Source organism: Metabacillus schmidteae (genome assembly GCF_903166545.1).
In the GTDB taxonomy this organism is placed as follows: Bacteria; Bacillota; Bacilli; order Bacillales; family Bacillaceae; genus Metabacillus; species Metabacillus schmidteae.
This window is the reverse complement of record NZ_CAESCH010000001.1, coordinates 1,396,344-1,412,767: the sequence shown is the minus strand read 5'-3', so window position 1 is coordinate 1,412,767 and position 16,424 is coordinate 1,396,344. Positions and strand designations below refer to the sequence as shown.

The 16,424-nt window shown below is 35.8% G+C and carries 16 protein-coding genes; all 16 read right to left on the bottom strand.

Annotation, left to right across the window (positions count from 1 at the left end; genetic code table 11):
* Window position 1: 1 nt before the first annotated feature.
* The 16 genes from HWV59_RS06805 to HWV59_RS06730 all read right to left on the bottom strand — a co-directional run bounded on the left by HWV59_RS06805 (window position 2) and on the right by HWV59_RS06730 (window position 16,409).
* Complete coding sequence (locus HWV59_RS06805; RefSeq protein ID WP_102232528.1) at window positions 2-1,312, bottom strand: sugar ABC transporter substrate-binding protein; 1,311 nt, start codon at window positions 1,310-1,312, stop codon at window positions 2-4.
* 703 nt (window positions 1,313-2,015) lie between these two features.
* The gene (tpx, locus tag HWV59_RS06800; RefSeq protein WP_102232527.1) at window positions 2,016-2,516 is read right to left on the bottom strand and encodes a thiol peroxidase; all 501 of its coding nucleotides are present in this window, start codon (window positions 2,514-2,516) and stop codon (window positions 2,016-2,018) included.
* Between the two features lie 436 nt (window positions 2,517-2,952).
* Window positions 2,953-4,233, bottom strand: coding sequence for a TRAP transporter large permease (locus tag HWV59_RS06795; RefSeq protein WP_102232526.1), 1,281 nt, complete (start codon window positions 4,231-4,233; stop codon window positions 2,953-2,955).
* Window positions 4,234-4,242: 9 nt separating this feature from the next.
* Window positions 4,243-4,716, bottom strand: a complete 474-nt coding sequence (locus tag HWV59_RS06790) for a TRAP transporter small permease (protein ID WP_102232525.1) — start codon at window positions 4,714-4,716, stop codon at window positions 4,243-4,245.
* Window positions 4,717-4,790: 74 nt separating this feature from the next.
* On the bottom strand, window positions 4,791-5,795 hold the full coding sequence (locus HWV59_RS06785) for a TRAP transporter substrate-binding protein (RefSeq protein WP_175638393.1): 1,005 nt from the start codon (window positions 5,793-5,795) through the stop codon (window positions 4,791-4,793).
* An 86-nt stretch (window positions 5,796-5,881) separates the two neighbouring features.
* The gene (locus tag HWV59_RS06780) at window positions 5,882-6,907 is read right to left on the bottom strand and encodes a zinc-dependent alcohol dehydrogenase (protein WP_175638392.1); all 1,026 of its coding nucleotides are present in this window, start codon (window positions 6,905-6,907) and stop codon (window positions 5,882-5,884) included.
* Between the two features lie 429 nt (window positions 6,908-7,336).
* Window positions 7,337-8,044: a FadR/GntR family transcriptional regulator gene (locus HWV59_RS06775; protein WP_175639991.1), complete on the bottom strand. Its 708-nt coding sequence runs from the start codon at window positions 8,042-8,044 to the stop codon at window positions 7,337-7,339.
* Window positions 8,045-8,294: 250 nt separating this feature from the next.
* A complete protein-coding gene (gene rpiB, locus HWV59_RS06770) occupies window positions 8,295-8,744 on the bottom strand; it encodes a ribose 5-phosphate isomerase B (RefSeq protein ID WP_175638391.1) in 450 nt (149 codons plus the stop codon).
* A 110-nt stretch (window positions 8,745-8,854) separates the two neighbouring features.
* Window positions 8,855-8,980, bottom strand: coding sequence for a GapA-binding peptide SR1P (locus HWV59_RS06765; RefSeq protein ID WP_175638390.1), 126 nt, complete (start codon window positions 8,978-8,980; stop codon window positions 8,855-8,857).
* Between the two features lie 38 nt (window positions 8,981-9,018).
* On the bottom strand, window positions 9,019-9,729 hold the full coding sequence (locus HWV59_RS06760) for a FadR/GntR family transcriptional regulator (RefSeq protein WP_175638389.1): 711 nt from the start codon (window positions 9,727-9,729) through the stop codon (window positions 9,019-9,021).
* Between the two features lie 87 nt (window positions 9,730-9,816).
* Window positions 9,817-10,575: an SDR family NAD(P)-dependent oxidoreductase gene (locus HWV59_RS06755; protein WP_175638388.1), complete on the bottom strand. Its 759-nt coding sequence runs from the start codon at window positions 10,573-10,575 to the stop codon at window positions 9,817-9,819.
* A 34-nt stretch (window positions 10,576-10,609) separates the two neighbouring features.
* On the bottom strand, window positions 10,610-11,560 hold the full coding sequence (locus HWV59_RS06750) for a transketolase family protein (protein ID WP_175638387.1): 951 nt from the start codon (window positions 11,558-11,560) through the stop codon (window positions 10,610-10,612).
* Window positions 11,560-12,393, bottom strand: a complete 834-nt coding sequence (locus HWV59_RS06745; protein ID WP_175638386.1) for a transketolase — start codon at window positions 12,391-12,393, stop codon at window positions 11,560-11,562. The genes HWV59_RS06750 and HWV59_RS06745 overlap by 1 nt, the downstream gene beginning before the upstream one ends.
* A 672-nt stretch (window positions 12,394-13,065) precedes the next feature.
* Window positions 13,066-14,343: an IS110 family RNA-guided transposase gene (locus HWV59_RS06740; protein ID WP_175638385.1), complete on the bottom strand. Its 1,278-nt coding sequence runs from the start codon at window positions 14,341-14,343 to the stop codon at window positions 13,066-13,068.
* 273 nt (window positions 14,344-14,616) lie between these two features.
* Window positions 14,617-15,885, bottom strand: coding sequence for a TRAP transporter large permease (locus HWV59_RS06735; RefSeq protein ID WP_175638384.1), 1,269 nt, complete (start codon window positions 15,883-15,885; stop codon window positions 14,617-14,619).
* Window positions 15,882-16,409, bottom strand: coding sequence for a TRAP transporter small permease (locus HWV59_RS06730; RefSeq protein WP_102232515.1), 528 nt, complete (start codon window positions 16,407-16,409; stop codon window positions 15,882-15,884). Before HWV59_RS06730 ends, HWV59_RS06735 begins: the two co-directional genes overlap by 4 nt.
* Window positions 16,410-16,424: the final 15 nt, after the last annotated feature.

Here is a 16,424-nt window from a genome sequence, read left to right as displayed (position 1 = left end):
TTTATTTTGTTTGTGAATCAATTGCGTCTTTAATTTGTTGAACCCCTTTATCAAGTGCAGCTTTTGGTTCTGATTCTCCATTCCAAAGTGAAGTAAATGCTACTTCCATTCCTGCCCAGACATGTTGCATTGCAGGAATATTAGGCATTGAAATAGAATATTGCGACTGTTCTAGGAAAGCAAGATTCAGTTCATCTGATTTAATTGTTTCATCTTCAAGTAGAGCATTAGAAGGTGGTAATTGTCCTGTCATTTCATATCGTTTTAGTAGCATTTCATCCGTTGTAGCAAATTGAGCCAATAATGTCGCTGCTTTAGGGTAATCACTATAAGCGTTTACAAATAAAGATTTAACACTTGAGAAAGTTGTAGGAACTTCTCCATTGTCTAGCTTAGGCATTGTTTTCACTCCAAAATTTACACCTGCTTCTTGATGACCTTTTACTGCCCATGGACCAGTTATATAATATAAAAGTTTTCCCTCATTAAATTGTGAACTAATGACATCTCCAGTTATGTCTTCTTTTTTAAGTGGTAGGATTTCATCATGAATCTTCTTCATTAATTCTGCAGCTTTAAGTCCACCTTCATTGTTTAATCCAATATCTTCTGGATTTGTGTTATTCTCACCAAATATATAACCGCCATATCCTCCAAGGAATCCATGAATCAGGTAAAAGTTACCAGGTTCAACCATAAATCCATAAGATCCTGGATTTTTTCCCATAAATTCTTTTGATTGTTGCATCAGTTCTTCCATCGTTTCAGCTGGTTCAAAGCCCATTTGATCAAGTAAATCTTGGTTATAGAAAAGACCAACTGTTTCGATTGCTAATGGATATCCAAACATTTTATACTCTCCATCTGAATTTGCAGAAACCGCTGTTACTGCTCCTTCCATGAAACGCTCTTTGTATTCATCCGCAAAATAATTATCATAGATTAATCCAGCTACTTCCATATTCCCAACATGGTCATGTGCTCCTGTAAATACATCTCCACCTAAGCCAGCAGGTCCATCTGTTTCAAGCTTACCAGCTGCATCAGTATGACTCACTTCTTCGACTGTTACTGGAATTCCGTATTCATTAGTAAATTCTCCTGCAACATATTCTGCCCATTCAGCTTCTTGATCTCCGTTACTCCATAATACAAGTTCTGCTCCTTCTTCTGGTTCAAGTACAGTTGCTTCAGTAGATGTTTTTTCCGTCGTATCTTTAGTCTCTTCCTGTTCTGAACCGCCGGGTTTACTACATGCTGCTAATACAACAATAAAAAGTGCAACAAAAAATAAACTCAAAACCTTTTTCATTAATAATCTCCCACCTTTTTAGTAGTAATATTTCATTTATTTCAACGCCTATTTGATAGATTCATAAAATAGGCATTTAAATAACAACATGGTAAAACGTTTCATCAAATATCATACTGAGAATACATCATTTACATAGGTACTCGTTTAACATTTAATTGAAGCAAGAAGCCAGTTTCATAGTAGATCTTAGCAAAAATAGAAGTAAACAATTCAATATTTGATATAACGTTTAATCATTTTGTGAAAATCAAATGTTTCCTAAATAAAGTGAGGATTTCATTTTCTGCTTACACTATTTAATCAAATAGTTATTGAATCCCTCGTGATATAACGTTTAATCATATTTTGCAAATTCCCATTTTGGGTCTCTTTTTTGATATAACGTTTAATCACATTGTATATAAATATTATGAAAGTTTAGGAAGTAATCAATAAATATATGATTATCAGAAATCTTCTTTTATAAAATATAACTTTCCTCTTAAACAACAAGTTAAGTAAACGTTTTCAATAAAGTCATTATAAAATCCAAGGTATAATTTGTCAATATATTTTTAAAGCGCTTTCTTGTTTTAAAAATCTCAAATTGCCTCTTCAACATATTCTGTATCACCATGCTCTATGTTTTTGGTAATTTTTTAAACAACCAAAAAGGAGGCTTCCATTAAAGGTCCCCTCCTTTTTCTAGTTTTATTTTTACTTATCGTGCTGCTTTAACAGCTTCAATTGCAGCCTCATAATCAGGATGATTTGAAACTTCGTTTACATATTCAACATAAGTAACCTTATCACTTGAATCAATAACAAAAACGGCTCTTGTTAATAGGCGTAATTCTTTAATATGAACGCCATACGCTTCACCAAATGAAAGGCTACGGTGATCAGAAAGCGTTTTAACATTCTCAAGCCCATTTGATCCACACCATCTTTTTTGTGCAAATGGTAAATCAACGCTGATTGTTAATACTTCTACACCGCTTACACTAGAGGCATCTTCGTTAAAACGACGAGTTTGTGCATCACAAACCCCAGTGTCAAGTGAAGGTACTACTGAAATTAAGCGGACCTTTCCTTCTGAATCCTCAAGTCTTACTGGAGATAAATCATTATCAAGTACTTCAAAATCAGGTGCAGTGTCTCCGACTTTTATTTCTTTTCCTACTAATGTAACGGGATCATTTAAAAATGTAACTGAAGCCATACCAATTCCTCCTTTATGTCTATACATTAGATACACTTAGTTCATTAATGCAAACAAATTAACTACCAAACTAACTCACTTGTAATCTTGTATACTAAGTAATCCAATAATTAAAGTTTACTTTTCCAATTTGTCCTTGTCAACATCATATGCTCATTTCTTTTTATCTTTTGTTTATTAAAAAGCACCTTTTCAAATTCAATTTATTTAAAGGGTGTTATTTAATTTGTTGTTTTTAATGCAGTTAAAGATAAAATTTAGTTCGTTCCATTGCGCTGCAGTCACTCGCTTTCCGCGGGGAGGAAGCTGAGCCTCCTCGGCTTCGCCTGCGGGGTCTCAGCCTTTCCTCACTTCCCGCAGGAGTCGAGTGCCTTCCGCTCCATTCCACTATAGTGTTAGAATACTGTTTAATAGCCACAATCTTTGCCAAAACAGCCTATTTAAAAAACTCAACCAAGAATAGAGACACTCCAGGAATGACTGTAATGACAGTTAAGCTTAAAATCATCGCTACAAAAAATGGAATTGTAGCTTTAGCTAGGGACTCAATAGATAAACCAGATATACCAGAACCAACAAATAGATTTACACCTACAGGTGGTGTTATAAATCCTATGGCCAAGTTTACAATCATAATAATTCCAAAGTGTATAGGATCTATTCCAATATTTATAGCAATAGGCAATAAAATTGGAACTAATATAATAATTGCTGCGACAGTATCCATAAACATCCCAACAAATAATAGTAAGAGATTAATAAGTAATAATATGACCAGGGGATTCGAAGATATACTTAATAATGAATCAGCTACCAATCTAGGAATTTGTTCCATCGTTAAAATTCTTCCAAATGCATTTGCCGTTCCAATAATAATTAATATTGTTGCAGATGTTAATGCTGCATCCTTTAATACCTTAGGAAATGTCTTAAATGTCAGCTCTTTATAAACAAAAATACTAATAATTGCCGCGTATACAACAGCAACTACAGCTGCCTCAGTTGGCGTAAAAATACCTCCATATATGCCTCCTAAGATAAGGATAGGAATAAATATTGCCCACTTCGCCTCATTAATCCCGGATAGTGCTCTTTTAAATGTGAACTTTTCACCATTTCCTTTATAGTTATTCTTTTTCGAGTAAATATAACTCCATCCCATCATTACAGCACCAATAAGAACACCTGGTATGATACCGGCAATAAACATATCACCAATTGATACACTACCAGATACACCGTATATAACCATTGGAATACTTGGTGGAATAATAATGCCTAGTGCACCGGCAGCTACGACAACTGCAGTTGCAAATTTTTTATCATAACCATATCCAACCATTGCAGGAATCATAATCCCGCCAACTGCTGCAACTGTTGCAGGACCTGACCCGGAAATCGCTGCAAAAAACATACAAGTCAGTACTGCCGCCATTGCAAATCCACCTGTAAAATTCCCTACAAAAACATTAGCCAGCTTAAAAAGACGCTCAGATATTCCACCTTTCCCCATAATTTCTCCTGCTAAAATGAAGAAAGGAACTGCCATTAAAGGAAATGAATCAGTAGATTGAACAAGACTTTGTGCGAGGTATTCAACTGATGTGACATCTGCATATAAAATTGTGACAAGAGAAGCCAATCCCAATGAAATACCGATAGGGACTGTCAAAAGTAAAAAGAATACGAAACTACCAAACAATACGAGTGCTGTCATACTTATCACCTACTCCCCAGATCTAAATAGATCAAATTGAATTTTCATTCTTTGAATGATTCTAATAGCCGTTAATAATAATCCAACCATTGGAGCTGCGTACACCCATTGCATAGGTATATTTAAAGCGGGTGAAGTACGTGTAACTTGAATGACGACTTCAAAACTAAAGTATATAAGAATAACAGCAAATGCTAAAAATGCTACATTTGCGCACATCGCTAACAAAAACTTGCCTTTTCTTTTAAACAGCATTGCCAATGCGTCAACACTTATATGTGCTTGCCGTTTCACTCCATAACTTACCCCGATATAAATCATCCATATAAAAGCATACCTGGCTAGCTCCTCTGACCAAACAAGGGAGGAACTTAACACATACCTCATAAACACTTGGATAAAAACGACTACTACTGTTAGGATACTAAGTAAAATAAGTAAGAAGCCCTCTATATTCTCATCTAACCATTTTATAACCGACATAAATTTACCCCCTTTATAAAAAGCAGAATCTACTGAAGATAACCATTCGGATAGATTCTGCTTTTCTCACCTTTTTACTCTTGAGCCTTTAGGATACGGTCGATAAGGTCTTTACCATAAGTATCTTCATATTCTTCATATACAGATTTGGAAGCTTCTCTAAAAGATGCGATATCTGGTTTATTTACTTTCATTCCCTCTTTTTCAAGCTCTTTTAAAAGAGTCTCTTCATCCTTCATAACTAAGTCTCTATGAAATGTTGAAGCTTCTTTTAAACTTGATTGAACGATTTCCTGTTGTTCAGGTGTTAGCGTTTGCCAAAATTCATCACTAATTGCGACAGTCGTTGGGCTATATGAATGACTTGTTAAACTTAGATATTTTTGAACTTCATAGAACTTCGTTGCATGGATATTTGAGATAGGATTTTCCTGTCCATCCACCGTACCTTGTTGTAAGGCCATATAGAGTTCTCCAAATGCCATTGGGGTAGGGTTTGCTCCAAGCGATTCAAAGATACTAACTAATATAGGCATTTCAGGCGTACGAATTTTTAATCCTTTTAAATCTTCAACTTTTTCAATTGGTTTTGAATTATTCGTCACATGTCTGAATCCGTTTTCAAAATGTCCCAGCACACGTAAATTGTCATCAAGTAACCCTGCAAATACTTCTTCACCGATTGGGCCGTCTAATGCTTCCCATGCCTGTTCATTTGTCTCAAATAAGAAAGGTAATCCAAAAACATCTACCTTTGGTTCATATTGTGCGAACGTACTAGCAGCCACCATTTGAATATCGTTAAATGAAACACCTTCTACCATTTGCGGCTCACTGCCTAAAACTTCATTTGGGAAAACTTCCACAGTTATTTGATTATTGGACTTCTCTTCTACTAACGATTTAAATTTCAAAGCAGCCTCATGTCTTGAATTTGATTCAACTGCGCTATGTGCAAATTTAATATTAATTTTGTCTCCATTGCTACTACTCTTTTCACTTGATGTTTCTTTCCCACCGCATGCTGCTAAAAAGATCACCATCATTACTAACATGATAGATAAAATTGTTTTCCTCATCATTGCTCCCCCTTAAAATCTTACTTTTATATTTTTTAATAGGCCGTTTTTAAAACATACCTATCTTCTCACAAAGGTAATAGAGATTAATTTTTCATCATATCAAGAACAATTTTTATTGGAGAACCGTTTTTTGTTAAGGCTACTTCCATCGCCTCATTTATCTGGTCAAATTGATATCTATGCGTAATTAATGATTCAAGCTTATACTTACGACTCGCTAAAATATCAATTGCCATATTAAAGTCTTCTTTTACATACATAGAAGATCCATATATCTGAATCTCTGAAATCATCAATCTATTTAAATCAATCGAAACTTGTTCTTCGAATAAGGCAATAGAAATGATTTTTCCTTTTCTTTTGATAATATTCAAGGCATCATCTACTATCGTTTCATAACTCGCAGTAAGAAAAACATGATCAAATTGGCCAATATGAGCAGCAGCATATTCTTTTAAGGATTGATACCTTACATTCACAACATCTGTTGCACATAGTTTTTTTCCTATTTCTAAATTTTTATCGATCGCATCTGTCAAACATATCGTTTCAGCCCCTTTGGCATGAGCAGCAACTGCCGTAACAAGTCCTATAGGTCCTGAACCAAGTATGGCTACTTTATCTCCCTTTTTTACTTCGGCAATATTTACAGCATGAACACCTACTGCTAGAGGTTCTGTAAGGACAGCTAAATCTGGCGTTAATGATTTCGGAAGTTTGTAAACACTCTTCTCTTTAGCTACTACATATTCTGCGAAACCCCCATCCCACTTTGTTGTTCCGAGTACAACTTTTTCTTCGCAAAGATTATAGTCCCCTTTTATACAAGAATGGCAATTCCCACATCCAATCTGCGGTTCAATCGTGACCATATCTCCTTCTTCATAAGTTGAGACACTATGCCCCAACTCTATTATTTCGCCGACTACTTCATGTCCTAAAATGCTTGGTGGATGCCGAAAAGGATGTTTTCCCAAATATGCATGAATATCAGAACCACATATCCCGGCACTTATGACTTGAATTAACACTTCATTCCCCTTTATTTTTGGTACCTCTTTTCCAATGACCGTAAAATGTTCAACCCTATCAAATAATGCTGCTTTCAAAGTCCTTCCCCCTTAAGCTATTTTTCATAAGAAAAACACACGTAGGTAATCGCTTACATTTTTGATTAGTAAAACTTAAACTTGATGAGCGGAACATGATGTTACATACAGTAGAAGCCATATTCAATGACCGCAATCTGTTAAAAACTTCTGATGGTATCAACTCAAAAAGTAAACTGGAGACTGTTTTGCTGGCGATTACAAAAAACTAAGAACAATATTGTTATCTTATAATCTTGTTAACTTGTATGCTAAGTTAACTTATATCCACAGTATATCTACCCTTGACTAAAATGTCAATGTAAATCAGAAGAATATTCAGAACCTTCCGTTACTTTTTTTGCATCAAAATATATAAAAAAGGACTTTATCAAGAATGGAAACCTTGATAAAGTCCTTTAAGCATTTAGTATAACCGTTCTTTTACAATTAATCTTTCCAATATCGATCATAGAGGTTCTGCATATGAGTCGTCATTAGGTCTACAGCTTTCAATTCATCATGCTCTTCGATGGCTTTAATAAGCATTTTATGCTCTTCAAAGTTAACGTCTCGATAATCTGGACGAGTAAATGTCCGATCTCGAATGAGCTTCCACATTTCCTGCTGTTTCATTGCATTACTTATTGCAGCCATAATTTTAATAAATAAGTCATTATGAGAAGCCTTAGCTATTCCTTTATGAAGAGCTTCATCAGTCTCCGGGACATAGATGCCAGACTTTGTTTCTTCCTCCATTTTTTGAATTGTTGAGCGAAGTTCCTCAATATCCTCGTCAGTTGCTCTTAGTGCAGCATATTTAATAATAACCGGCTCAATATTCATTCTTGCTTCTACAATATCTTCTGGGGAGGTTGAATCCAATATAAAAGCTGAATCAGAATGATTTAATATTTGTGTATTTTTAACATACACACCTTCTCCTTGACGAGAGTATATGATACCATTCAACTCAAGAGCACTTAATGCTTGTCTAACCGGAGCACGACTAACTCCAAACTGTTCACAAAGCTCTCGTTCTGCAGGTAATTTATCACCTATATTGAAAGATCCTGATTGGATTTCTGAAAGAATTTGATTATAAATTTGTATATATAATTTTTCACTGGATACTCGATTAAAGCTAATTTTAATCACTTCTCTCAATATGTATTCTTACGTGTAAACGTTACTAAAACACATTTAATTATAAGCTTTTCTCTTTTAAAGAGCAACACTAATACAGGATTAATTTAACATATATCGACGCTATGCATGTTTCCTGCTGCGGTAGGGTTCTCATTATAGGCAATACAGATGTACCTGTGGATTCCCCTTCGAACCACATCACCATAGTTTCCAAAGCATTAAAATAGAGTGATGGGTAGACCATCACTCTCGTATAACATTATCTATATTGCATTTCAAGTTCAGTTACCTTATTAATACGATTTTCATGTCTTCCGCCATCTTCGAAAGAGGTAGTTAACCATATTTTTGTAATATCACGAGCTAATCCTGGACCAATGACACGCTCTCCCATAGCTAGAATATTCGAGTTATTATGTTCTCTCGTTGCTTTAGCGCTGAAGGTATCGTGAACAAGTGCACAACGTATTCCCTTTACCTTATTAGCGGCAATACTCATTCCAATACCAGTGCCACACACTAATATGCCTCTTTCTACCTCACCTTTTGCTACCTTTTCTGCTACCGGGACCGCATAATCAGGGTAATCTACGGAAGATTGACATTCACACCCTAAATCAATATACTCTATATTCATTTCCTCAAGCAAAGAGATAATTTCTTTGCGAATTGTTATACCACCATGATCTGATGCAATAGCTACTTTCATTTTATTTCCTCCTACACGTTTATATCTATCACTCTGACTAAATTACTAAGTTGTACTTCATTAAATTGAAAACCTTTTCATTTAATTCAAAAAGAACGAATATAAAATTATTATTTTGTACGATCAATCTTTTTAGCGCTGTCACAGCATTCACACTTAGAATAAAGAACAGTTACCTTTTCATTTTCAAAGTGATCTATCGTTGAATTACAATTTTGGCAAATTACTGTACCCATCTGTTCTCCTCCTCCATTCAATATATTATCTATAAATATTATGCCTTCCAATATCGCTCATAAAGATTTTCCATATGAGAGGTCATTAATTCTACTGCTTCTTTTGCATTATGTTCCTCAATAGCTTTGATAAGAGATAGATGTTCATCAAAATTTATATCTCTATAATCTGGTCTGGTTACCGTTCTATCTCGAATAAAATGCCACATTTCCTGCTGCTTCATTGCATTGCTAATAGCAGACATAAACTTTATAAATAAGTCATTATGAGAAGCCTCTGCTATTTGTTTGTGTAATGTTTCATCTGTTTCTGGTACATATATTCCGGCTTTCGTTTCTTCTTCCATCTTTTTGATCGTCTTTTGAAGTGCTTTAATATCTTCATCTGTAGCTCTTATTGCAGCAAATTCAATGATCAACGGCTCAATACTCATCCTTGCTTCAACAATATCCTCTGGGGAAATCGATTTTAAAAAGAAGGATGTTTGGAAATTCCCTGTTAGAATCTTATTATTTTTCACGAATACGCCTTCCCCTTGGCGTGAATAAATAACTCCATTCAACTCTAATGCACTAAGAGCCTGCCTAACAGGTGCCCGACTCACATTAAAAAGTTCACATAACTCTCTTTCCGAAGGAAGCTTTTCCCCTTCTTTTACTACGCCAACTTCAATCTCTGATAGTATTTGATTATAAATTTGTATATATAGTTTTTTACTGGAAACAGGGATAAAATTGATCGTCCTCACTTCTCTCTATAGTAAGTTATAGAAAACTATTAAAATGAATGTTGAAACAGGCAGCCAAATCTTGGTTGCCTGTTTCAACTATAGAAATTAATCCATGTGAGAACCACCGTTAATATCTATCTCTTCGCCTGTAATATAAGATGCTTCTTCTGACGCTAAGAATGAAATTGCTGATGCAATTTCACTAACTTCACCAGGTCTACCCATTGGAATGCTATCAATAACCTTCTTTGCATCTTCTTCAGGAAGAGACTTCCAAATTTCTGTGTTTACTAGTCCAGGTGCAACACTGTTTACAGTGATTCCATCAACAGCTACTTCACGTGCAAGATTTTTAGAGAAGCCTAATACAGCAGCTTTAGATGCTGAATAATGTGCTCCACCAAAAACTCCTCCACCTCTTTTTGCAGATACAGAGGACAGATTAATGATTCGACCAAACTTTTGTTTTTTCATCGGCTCTAGTACTGCTTGAGTACATAGGAACAGACCAAACATATTAACATTAAAGACTCTCGTCATATCCTCAAGTGTCATGTCCTGAACAGTTACTTTTTGAGATATGCCCGCATTATTAACGAGGATATCAATTCTTCCGTATTCTACGAGTACCTTTTCGATCATGGCATCAACAGACTCTTTATTTGTTACATTTAATTCTACACCTAATGCCTTACCACCAGCTTCAGTAATCGCGTTTACAGTATCATCGATTCCTTCTAAGTTTAAATCTGCTACAACAATCGCTGCACCTTGTTTTGCAAGAGCTAATGCAATTGTACGTCCAATGCCTTTTTTTGATCCACTTCCTGTTACGATTGCTACTCTATCATGTAATTGAAACATTTTCTTTCACTCCTAATTTTGTAGTTTTATATATTTATTTAAGTAATTTTTTTGCAGTATTAATGATGTTTTCAACAGTGATTCCATTCATTTCTAATAGCTTTTCATATGGAGCAGACTGACCAAATTGATCCTGAACCCCAATTCTACTTACTTTCCCTTTGCCTTCTTCAGCTACAACTTCACACACAGCGCTACCCAATCCATTTAATATATTGTGGTCTTCGACAGAAATAATTTTTCCAACTTCTAAACATTCAACCACAGCATCACGGTCTAATGGTTTAATTGTATGCATATCTAATAGCTTGACAGAGATTCCTTCTTTTTCTAATTCTTTTGTCGCTTCAATTGCTAAGCGCACAGTGTCACCGTTTGCAATAATGGCTATGTCTGAACCTTCTTGTAACTTTTTAGCCTTACCGATTGTAAATTCTTCATGCTCATCATAAATGATTGGAACAGTATCTCTTGTAAAGCGAAGGTAAACAGGACCATACATTTTTGCTGCCTGCTCAACCAGCTTTCTAGTAGAATAGTAATCTGCACCCATAATAACTGTCATATTTGGAAAGCTTCTTAATACTCCCATATCTTCAATGGCTTGGTGACTTCCACCATCACTAGCTGGAGTTAATCCACCGTGAGAACAAGCAATTTTAACATTTAAGTTTGGATAACAAACCTCTTGTCTGATTTGCTCTGCCATTCTTAAAGAACCAAAAACAGCGTAAGTGCTTACAAAAGGAATCTTCCCAGTGGTTGCAAGACCTGCTGCTAAACCAGCTGCGTTTTGCTCGGCAATTCCAACATTTATATGTTGATCAGGTAATTGCTTAATAAAATTGCTCGTTTTACAAGATTTCGCAATATCAACATCAATTACATAAATATCTTTATTTTCTTTTCCTAGCTTTACAATTTCATCACCAAAAGCTTCCCTGGTTGCTTTCTTTGTCGTTAGCGTTTTTTCTAAGATACTCATTATTTTAACCCCCCTGCGATTTCTCCAATTGCCTGTTTATATTCTTCATCATTAGGAGCTACTCCGTGCCAATCAGCAACATCTTCCATATAAGAAACACCTTTACCTTTTATCGTGTCCATCACGATACATTTCGGCTTACCATTTTTAGCAAATCTTACTTCATCAAGTACCTCAACAATCTCTTCCATTGAGTGTCCATCGATTCGTTTTGTTTCAAATCCAAACACTTCAAATTTCTTTTCTAAATCTTGTAATGGCATGACTTCATCAGTAGTGCCATCAATTTGAAGTCTGTTGTTATCAACAAATACAACTAAATTATCTAATTGATATTTCACTGCAGTCTGAGCTGCTTCCCAAATCTGGCCTTCTTGACATTCCCCATCACCTAATAAGGAGAAGACACGATAATCTTTTTTATCTCGTTTTCCTGCAATCGCCATCCCTACACCACAAGAAAGTCCTTGACCTAATGACCCAGTTGAGATATCAATACCAGGACATTTCTTCATGTCTGGATGCCCTTGGAATGGAGAACCATATTCTCTTAATGTGTAAATTGTGTCATATGGGACATACCCTTTTAAGGCCAAAGCTGAGTATTGAATTGGACAAACATGTCCTTTGGAAAGGACAAATCTGTCACGATCTTCCCAATTAGGATTGCTTGGATCAATGTTCATTTCTTTAAAATATAGCGCTGTCATTAGATCCGCAGCAGATAATGAACCACCTGGATGACCTGCTTGTGCTTTGTGAATCATTGTTACAGCTGTTTTTCTCATTTCTATCGCTATGTCTTTTAATTCTTCAATACTTATATTTTTCAACTTTTTCACCTCAATGAATTATTTTTAATTGTAACCTTATAATGTTGTTTACTTGTCATACAAGTTAAGTCGCACTTGTCTAACGAGTTTTTCTATAACTGTAGTATACATCTTTGACTTTCACTTGTCTACTAAGTATACAAATTATTTTTAATAAATTTATATTTTGTTAGAAATACTTGGCTTGTAGCAAAGTTCTAATGGCGAAAGCCCTAGTTTTTCTTATACGATCATCTTTAAAATTAGTTCGTTCCATTGCGCTTCAGACACTCGCTTTCCGCGGGGAGGAAGCTAAGCCTCCCTCTAGAAATGTTGGAATATCAACCTTTAAAGCCACTTTCCTGGCTAATAAAATTTTTTTATCCTTAATTATTTAATAAGATTTTCTAAATGTTCAAGAATCTGTAAGGGGAAGCTTACGCTTCGCTAGAGCTAATTGGAAATCATTAACTCTAAAGTGCTTATATGATGCACATTGGATCTCTGCGAATCTTATGATGACGAACCCTCCCATGTCTCTTGGCGTCTAGCGCATACATTCCTTCGTTTGGTCTATTCATAAGGCAGAGGCTGGCGATGCTCCTCGAGGGACTCTTGGTCTAATGGCTCATATTGTGCCGGCTTCTCCGTGTCATCCTCTTGTTTAGATTTCACAAACTACTAAGAAGTAGCTCAAGCTGCCTCTTGGAGGCAATGGAGGTCTCTTATCATAAGACTTGCATTAAAGTGCACACGTTTCACACACAAAGCGTGTAGAATTTTAAGTAACTTCCCACATAATACAACCATGGCTTCTTTCTTCTTCAGCGGATTAACAGTACGAGTTGTGTAGTATTGGTAAAGGGATTTAAATGCTATGTTATGTTGAATCAAAGGAAGAATAACTCTGTATAATATAGCTCTGAGTTTTCTTCTACCCCTTTTTGAGATTTTCTTTTGACCTTTATGTTTGCCTGAAGAGTTTTCCCTAAGTGTGAGTCCCGCTAATTTAATTAGTTGGCGTGGATGCTCATAATGGCTAAGGGAACCAATCTCAGAGAGTAATTCAACTGCTGTATTTTCACCTAAACCAGGAATAGATAAGATATACTCGTAGTCTGTCAATTGCTGTGCGAGTTCAGATAATCTTGAAGATAAAACTTCTAGTTGTTTTGAAAGAGCCTTGAATTGAGAAAGCAATGTTTTTATCTCAAATCGTCCCATTTCTAATCCCTCTGTAAGTCCGATGGACTTGGTGGCTAGCATTTTTAACTTTTGAATCTTAGAAAAAGAAAGACATTGTAGTCCTTCTACATTTTTGTATAGCTGAATCAGTTCTTTATCACTTTTACCATCAAAATCGATTGGTAATGGTGTCATTTCAAGCACAGCGCAAGCGTTCTTCCCAAAACTTTTGAATATGTGCTGAAACTCAGGGAAATAAAGATCTGTCCAACGTATCATACGGTTTTTAATAGATGTAATATCTTCTTGTAATTTAGACCGAAGGCTCGCTCCGTTTCGAAGTTCTGCTTCTACTCCAGTTAGTATTCGAGAATAAGTGAACCGTCCGTCACGTATTAAGCTAGCGATAACACGAGCGTCTTTTTGGTCGTTTTTGGTTTGAAGGTTATCATCTAATTCTTTCGTTCTATTGACGTGCATAGGATTTACCAAGACAAATCGAATTTGCTGATCAACCAGATATGCAGCTAAGTTCATCCAATAGTGCCCAGTGGGTTCAAATCCAACTATAACCTCTGATTTTTGATGGAGAGATTGTAGAGACTTGATTCTTTTAACCAGCTGTTCAAAACCGGCATCTGATTGAAAGAACGGAAATGATTTCTCTAACACACGGCCACGATCGTCCATTGCACATGCAAAGTGTTTCTGCTTGGCAATATCGATTCCAATGACCAAAGTAGTTTCAGAAACTTGATTAATTTTGTGATTGGTATTACTATTCATCATATGTCCTCCTGTATGGTGATTGAGTTTCGATTGGGAAGTTGATACTCAAGCATCTTACAAGAGGACTTTTTATTTTGCAAGAACCCTTTAGGATTATAAACAGGAATGCTCCTCGGCTTCGCCTGTGGGGTCTCAGCCTTTCCTCAATTCCCGCAGGAGTCGAGTGTCTTCCGCTTCATTCCACTATAGAGTTAAAGTAGTAATTAAAAGCAACAATCTTTGCGAAAATAGCCAAAAAATAAGAGGAGAGACATAATCTCTCACTCCAACTTACAGTAATAAAAGTGTTAATTTGGGTATAACTGCAATAATTGCCAAACTAACAAGCATGATGAAAAAGAACGGGACAACAGCTCTTACTAATGTAGGCATACTAAGTCCGGATATACCTGAGCCGACAAATAGATTCACACCAAGTGGCGGTGTAATAAAACCAATCGATAATGTCACAATCATGATAATTCCAAAATGAATTGGATCTAAACCTACTTGGCTTGCTACTGGAAAAAGAATTGGTGTAAAGATAATCACTGCTGCTGATGTATCAATAAAACATCCTATAATGAGTAACAAAAGAATGATGATTAATATGATCACTATTGAGTTTTCAGATATTGATAAGAAAGACTCTGCAACAGCTTGTGGTATTTTCTCCATTGTTAGAATCGTACCAAATGCGTTTGCTGTTCCAATAATAATGAGAATAGAAACAGAGCTTATAGCTGCTTCCGCAATAATTTTAGGGAATTTGCTGATTTTGATTTCCTTATGCAGGAATAGACTAACAAACGCTGCGTATACAACTCCAAAAACAGCTGCTTCTGTTGGAGTAAAAATTCCTCCGTATATCCCGCCTAATATAATGATTGGAACTAAAAGTGACCATTTGGCTTGATTTAAAGCACTAAGCATCTTTTTAAAGCTGAAGCTCTCTTTCGTACCTGAATAGCCCTTCTTCTTGGAATAGAAATAACACCAAATCATCAAACAAATTCCAATTAAAATTCCAGGGATAATACCACCTAGGAATAAATCCCCGATTGACTGGTTAGCTGAAACTCCAAAAAGAACCATCGGGATACTTGGAGGAATAATGATTCCAATAGACCCAGCTGTTACGATTACAGCAGTTGCAAATTTTCTATCATAGCCTTCCGCTACCATTGCAGGAATCATAATGCCGCCAACTGCTGCTACTGTTGCTGGCCCAGATCCGGAAATAGCCGCAAAGAACATACAAGTGACAACTGCTGCTATTGCGAAACCGCCTGTATAACGACCTACAAATATATTAGCTAAATTGAATAATCGACTTGATATTCCTCCCTTACCCATTATCTCACCGGCCAGGATAAAAAAAGGAATGGCCATTAACGCGAAATTATCAGTCGAAGTGACAAAGCCTTGTGCAAGAAACGTAATAGAAATATTCGGTGAATAAACGGCCGTGACTAAACCCGCTAACCCTAGAGAGATTGCAATCGGGACGGAAAGAAGCATAAACAAAAAGAAGGTACCAAATAATACAAAACTAGTCATACAATTTCCTCCCGAAGATCAGTCTTTTCTTCACTCTGGTCAAAGTTAGGTTGATTTAACGTTTTCAATTGGTTTACTAAACGAACTAATTTTTGAATGAGACGAATCGATGTTAAAATCATTCCGACGACAGGTGCAGCATAAACCCATTCAAGAGGTAATTCCAATGCAGCTGATTCTCTCGTTACCTTTAGGACGATATCAAAACCGTAGTAAGTCATGATCACAGCAAATAGTAAAAATGAGAAACTGGCGATCATATCAATGATTATTTTTCCCTTTTTTTCAAACAGCATTGGAAAGGCATCGACACCAAGATGTTTTTCTTTTTTCACTCCATAACTAATACCTACATATATCATCCAAATAAATAGATATCTTGCAACTTCCTCTGACCAAGTAAGAGACTCTCCCAGCACATATCTCATAAATACTTGTGTAAATACAATAATTACTGTAAGAACACTCAATACGATTAAGATATATTCTTCAAAGTGTTCTTCTAACCACTTGATTACTTTCATGACATGCCCTCCTTA

Excerpts from the sequence above, each read along its gene's own strand:
- HWV59_RS06805 (WP_102232528.1), bottom strand. The coding sequence starts at position 1,312 with ATGAAAAAGGTTTTGAGTTTATTTTTTGTTGCACTTTTTATTGTTGTA.
- tpx (WP_102232527.1), bottom strand. The coding sequence starts at position 2,516 with ATGGCTTCAGTTACATTTTTAAATGATCCCGTTACATTAGTAGGAAAA.
- HWV59_RS06795 (WP_102232526.1), bottom strand. The coding sequence starts at position 4,233 with ATGACAGCACTCGTATTGTTTGGTAGTTTCGTATTCTTTTTACTTTTG.
- HWV59_RS06790 (WP_102232525.1), bottom strand. The coding sequence starts at position 4,716 with ATGTCGGTTATAAAATGGTTAGATGAGAATATAGAGGGCTTCTTACTT.
- HWV59_RS06785 (WP_175638393.1), bottom strand. The coding sequence starts at position 5,795 with ATGAGGAAAACAATTTTATCTATCATGTTAGTAATGATGGTGATCTTT.
- rpiB (WP_175638391.1), bottom strand. The coding sequence starts at position 8,744 with ATGAAAGTAGCTATTGCATCAGATCATGGTGGTATAACAATTCGCAAA.
- HWV59_RS06765 (WP_175638390.1), bottom strand. The coding sequence starts at position 8,980 with ATGGGTACAGTAATTTGCCAAAATTGTAATTCAACGATAGATCACTTT.
- HWV59_RS06755 (WP_175638388.1), bottom strand. The coding sequence starts at position 10,575 with ATGTTTCAATTACATGATAGAGTAGCAATCGTAACAGGAAGTGGATCA.
- HWV59_RS06750 (WP_175638387.1), bottom strand. The coding sequence starts at position 11,560 with ATGAGTATCTTAGAAAAAACGCTAACGACAAAGAAAGCAACCAGGGAA.
- HWV59_RS06740 (WP_175638385.1), bottom strand. The coding sequence starts at position 14,343 with ATGAATAGTAATACCAATCACAAAATTAATCAAGTTTCTGAAACTACT.
- HWV59_RS06735 (WP_175638384.1), bottom strand. The coding sequence starts at position 15,885 with ATGACTAGTTTTGTATTATTTGGTACCTTCTTTTTGTTTATGCTTCTT.
- HWV59_RS06730 (WP_102232515.1), bottom strand. The coding sequence starts at position 16,409 with ATGAAAGTAATCAAGTGGTTAGAAGAACACTTTGAAGAATATATCTTA.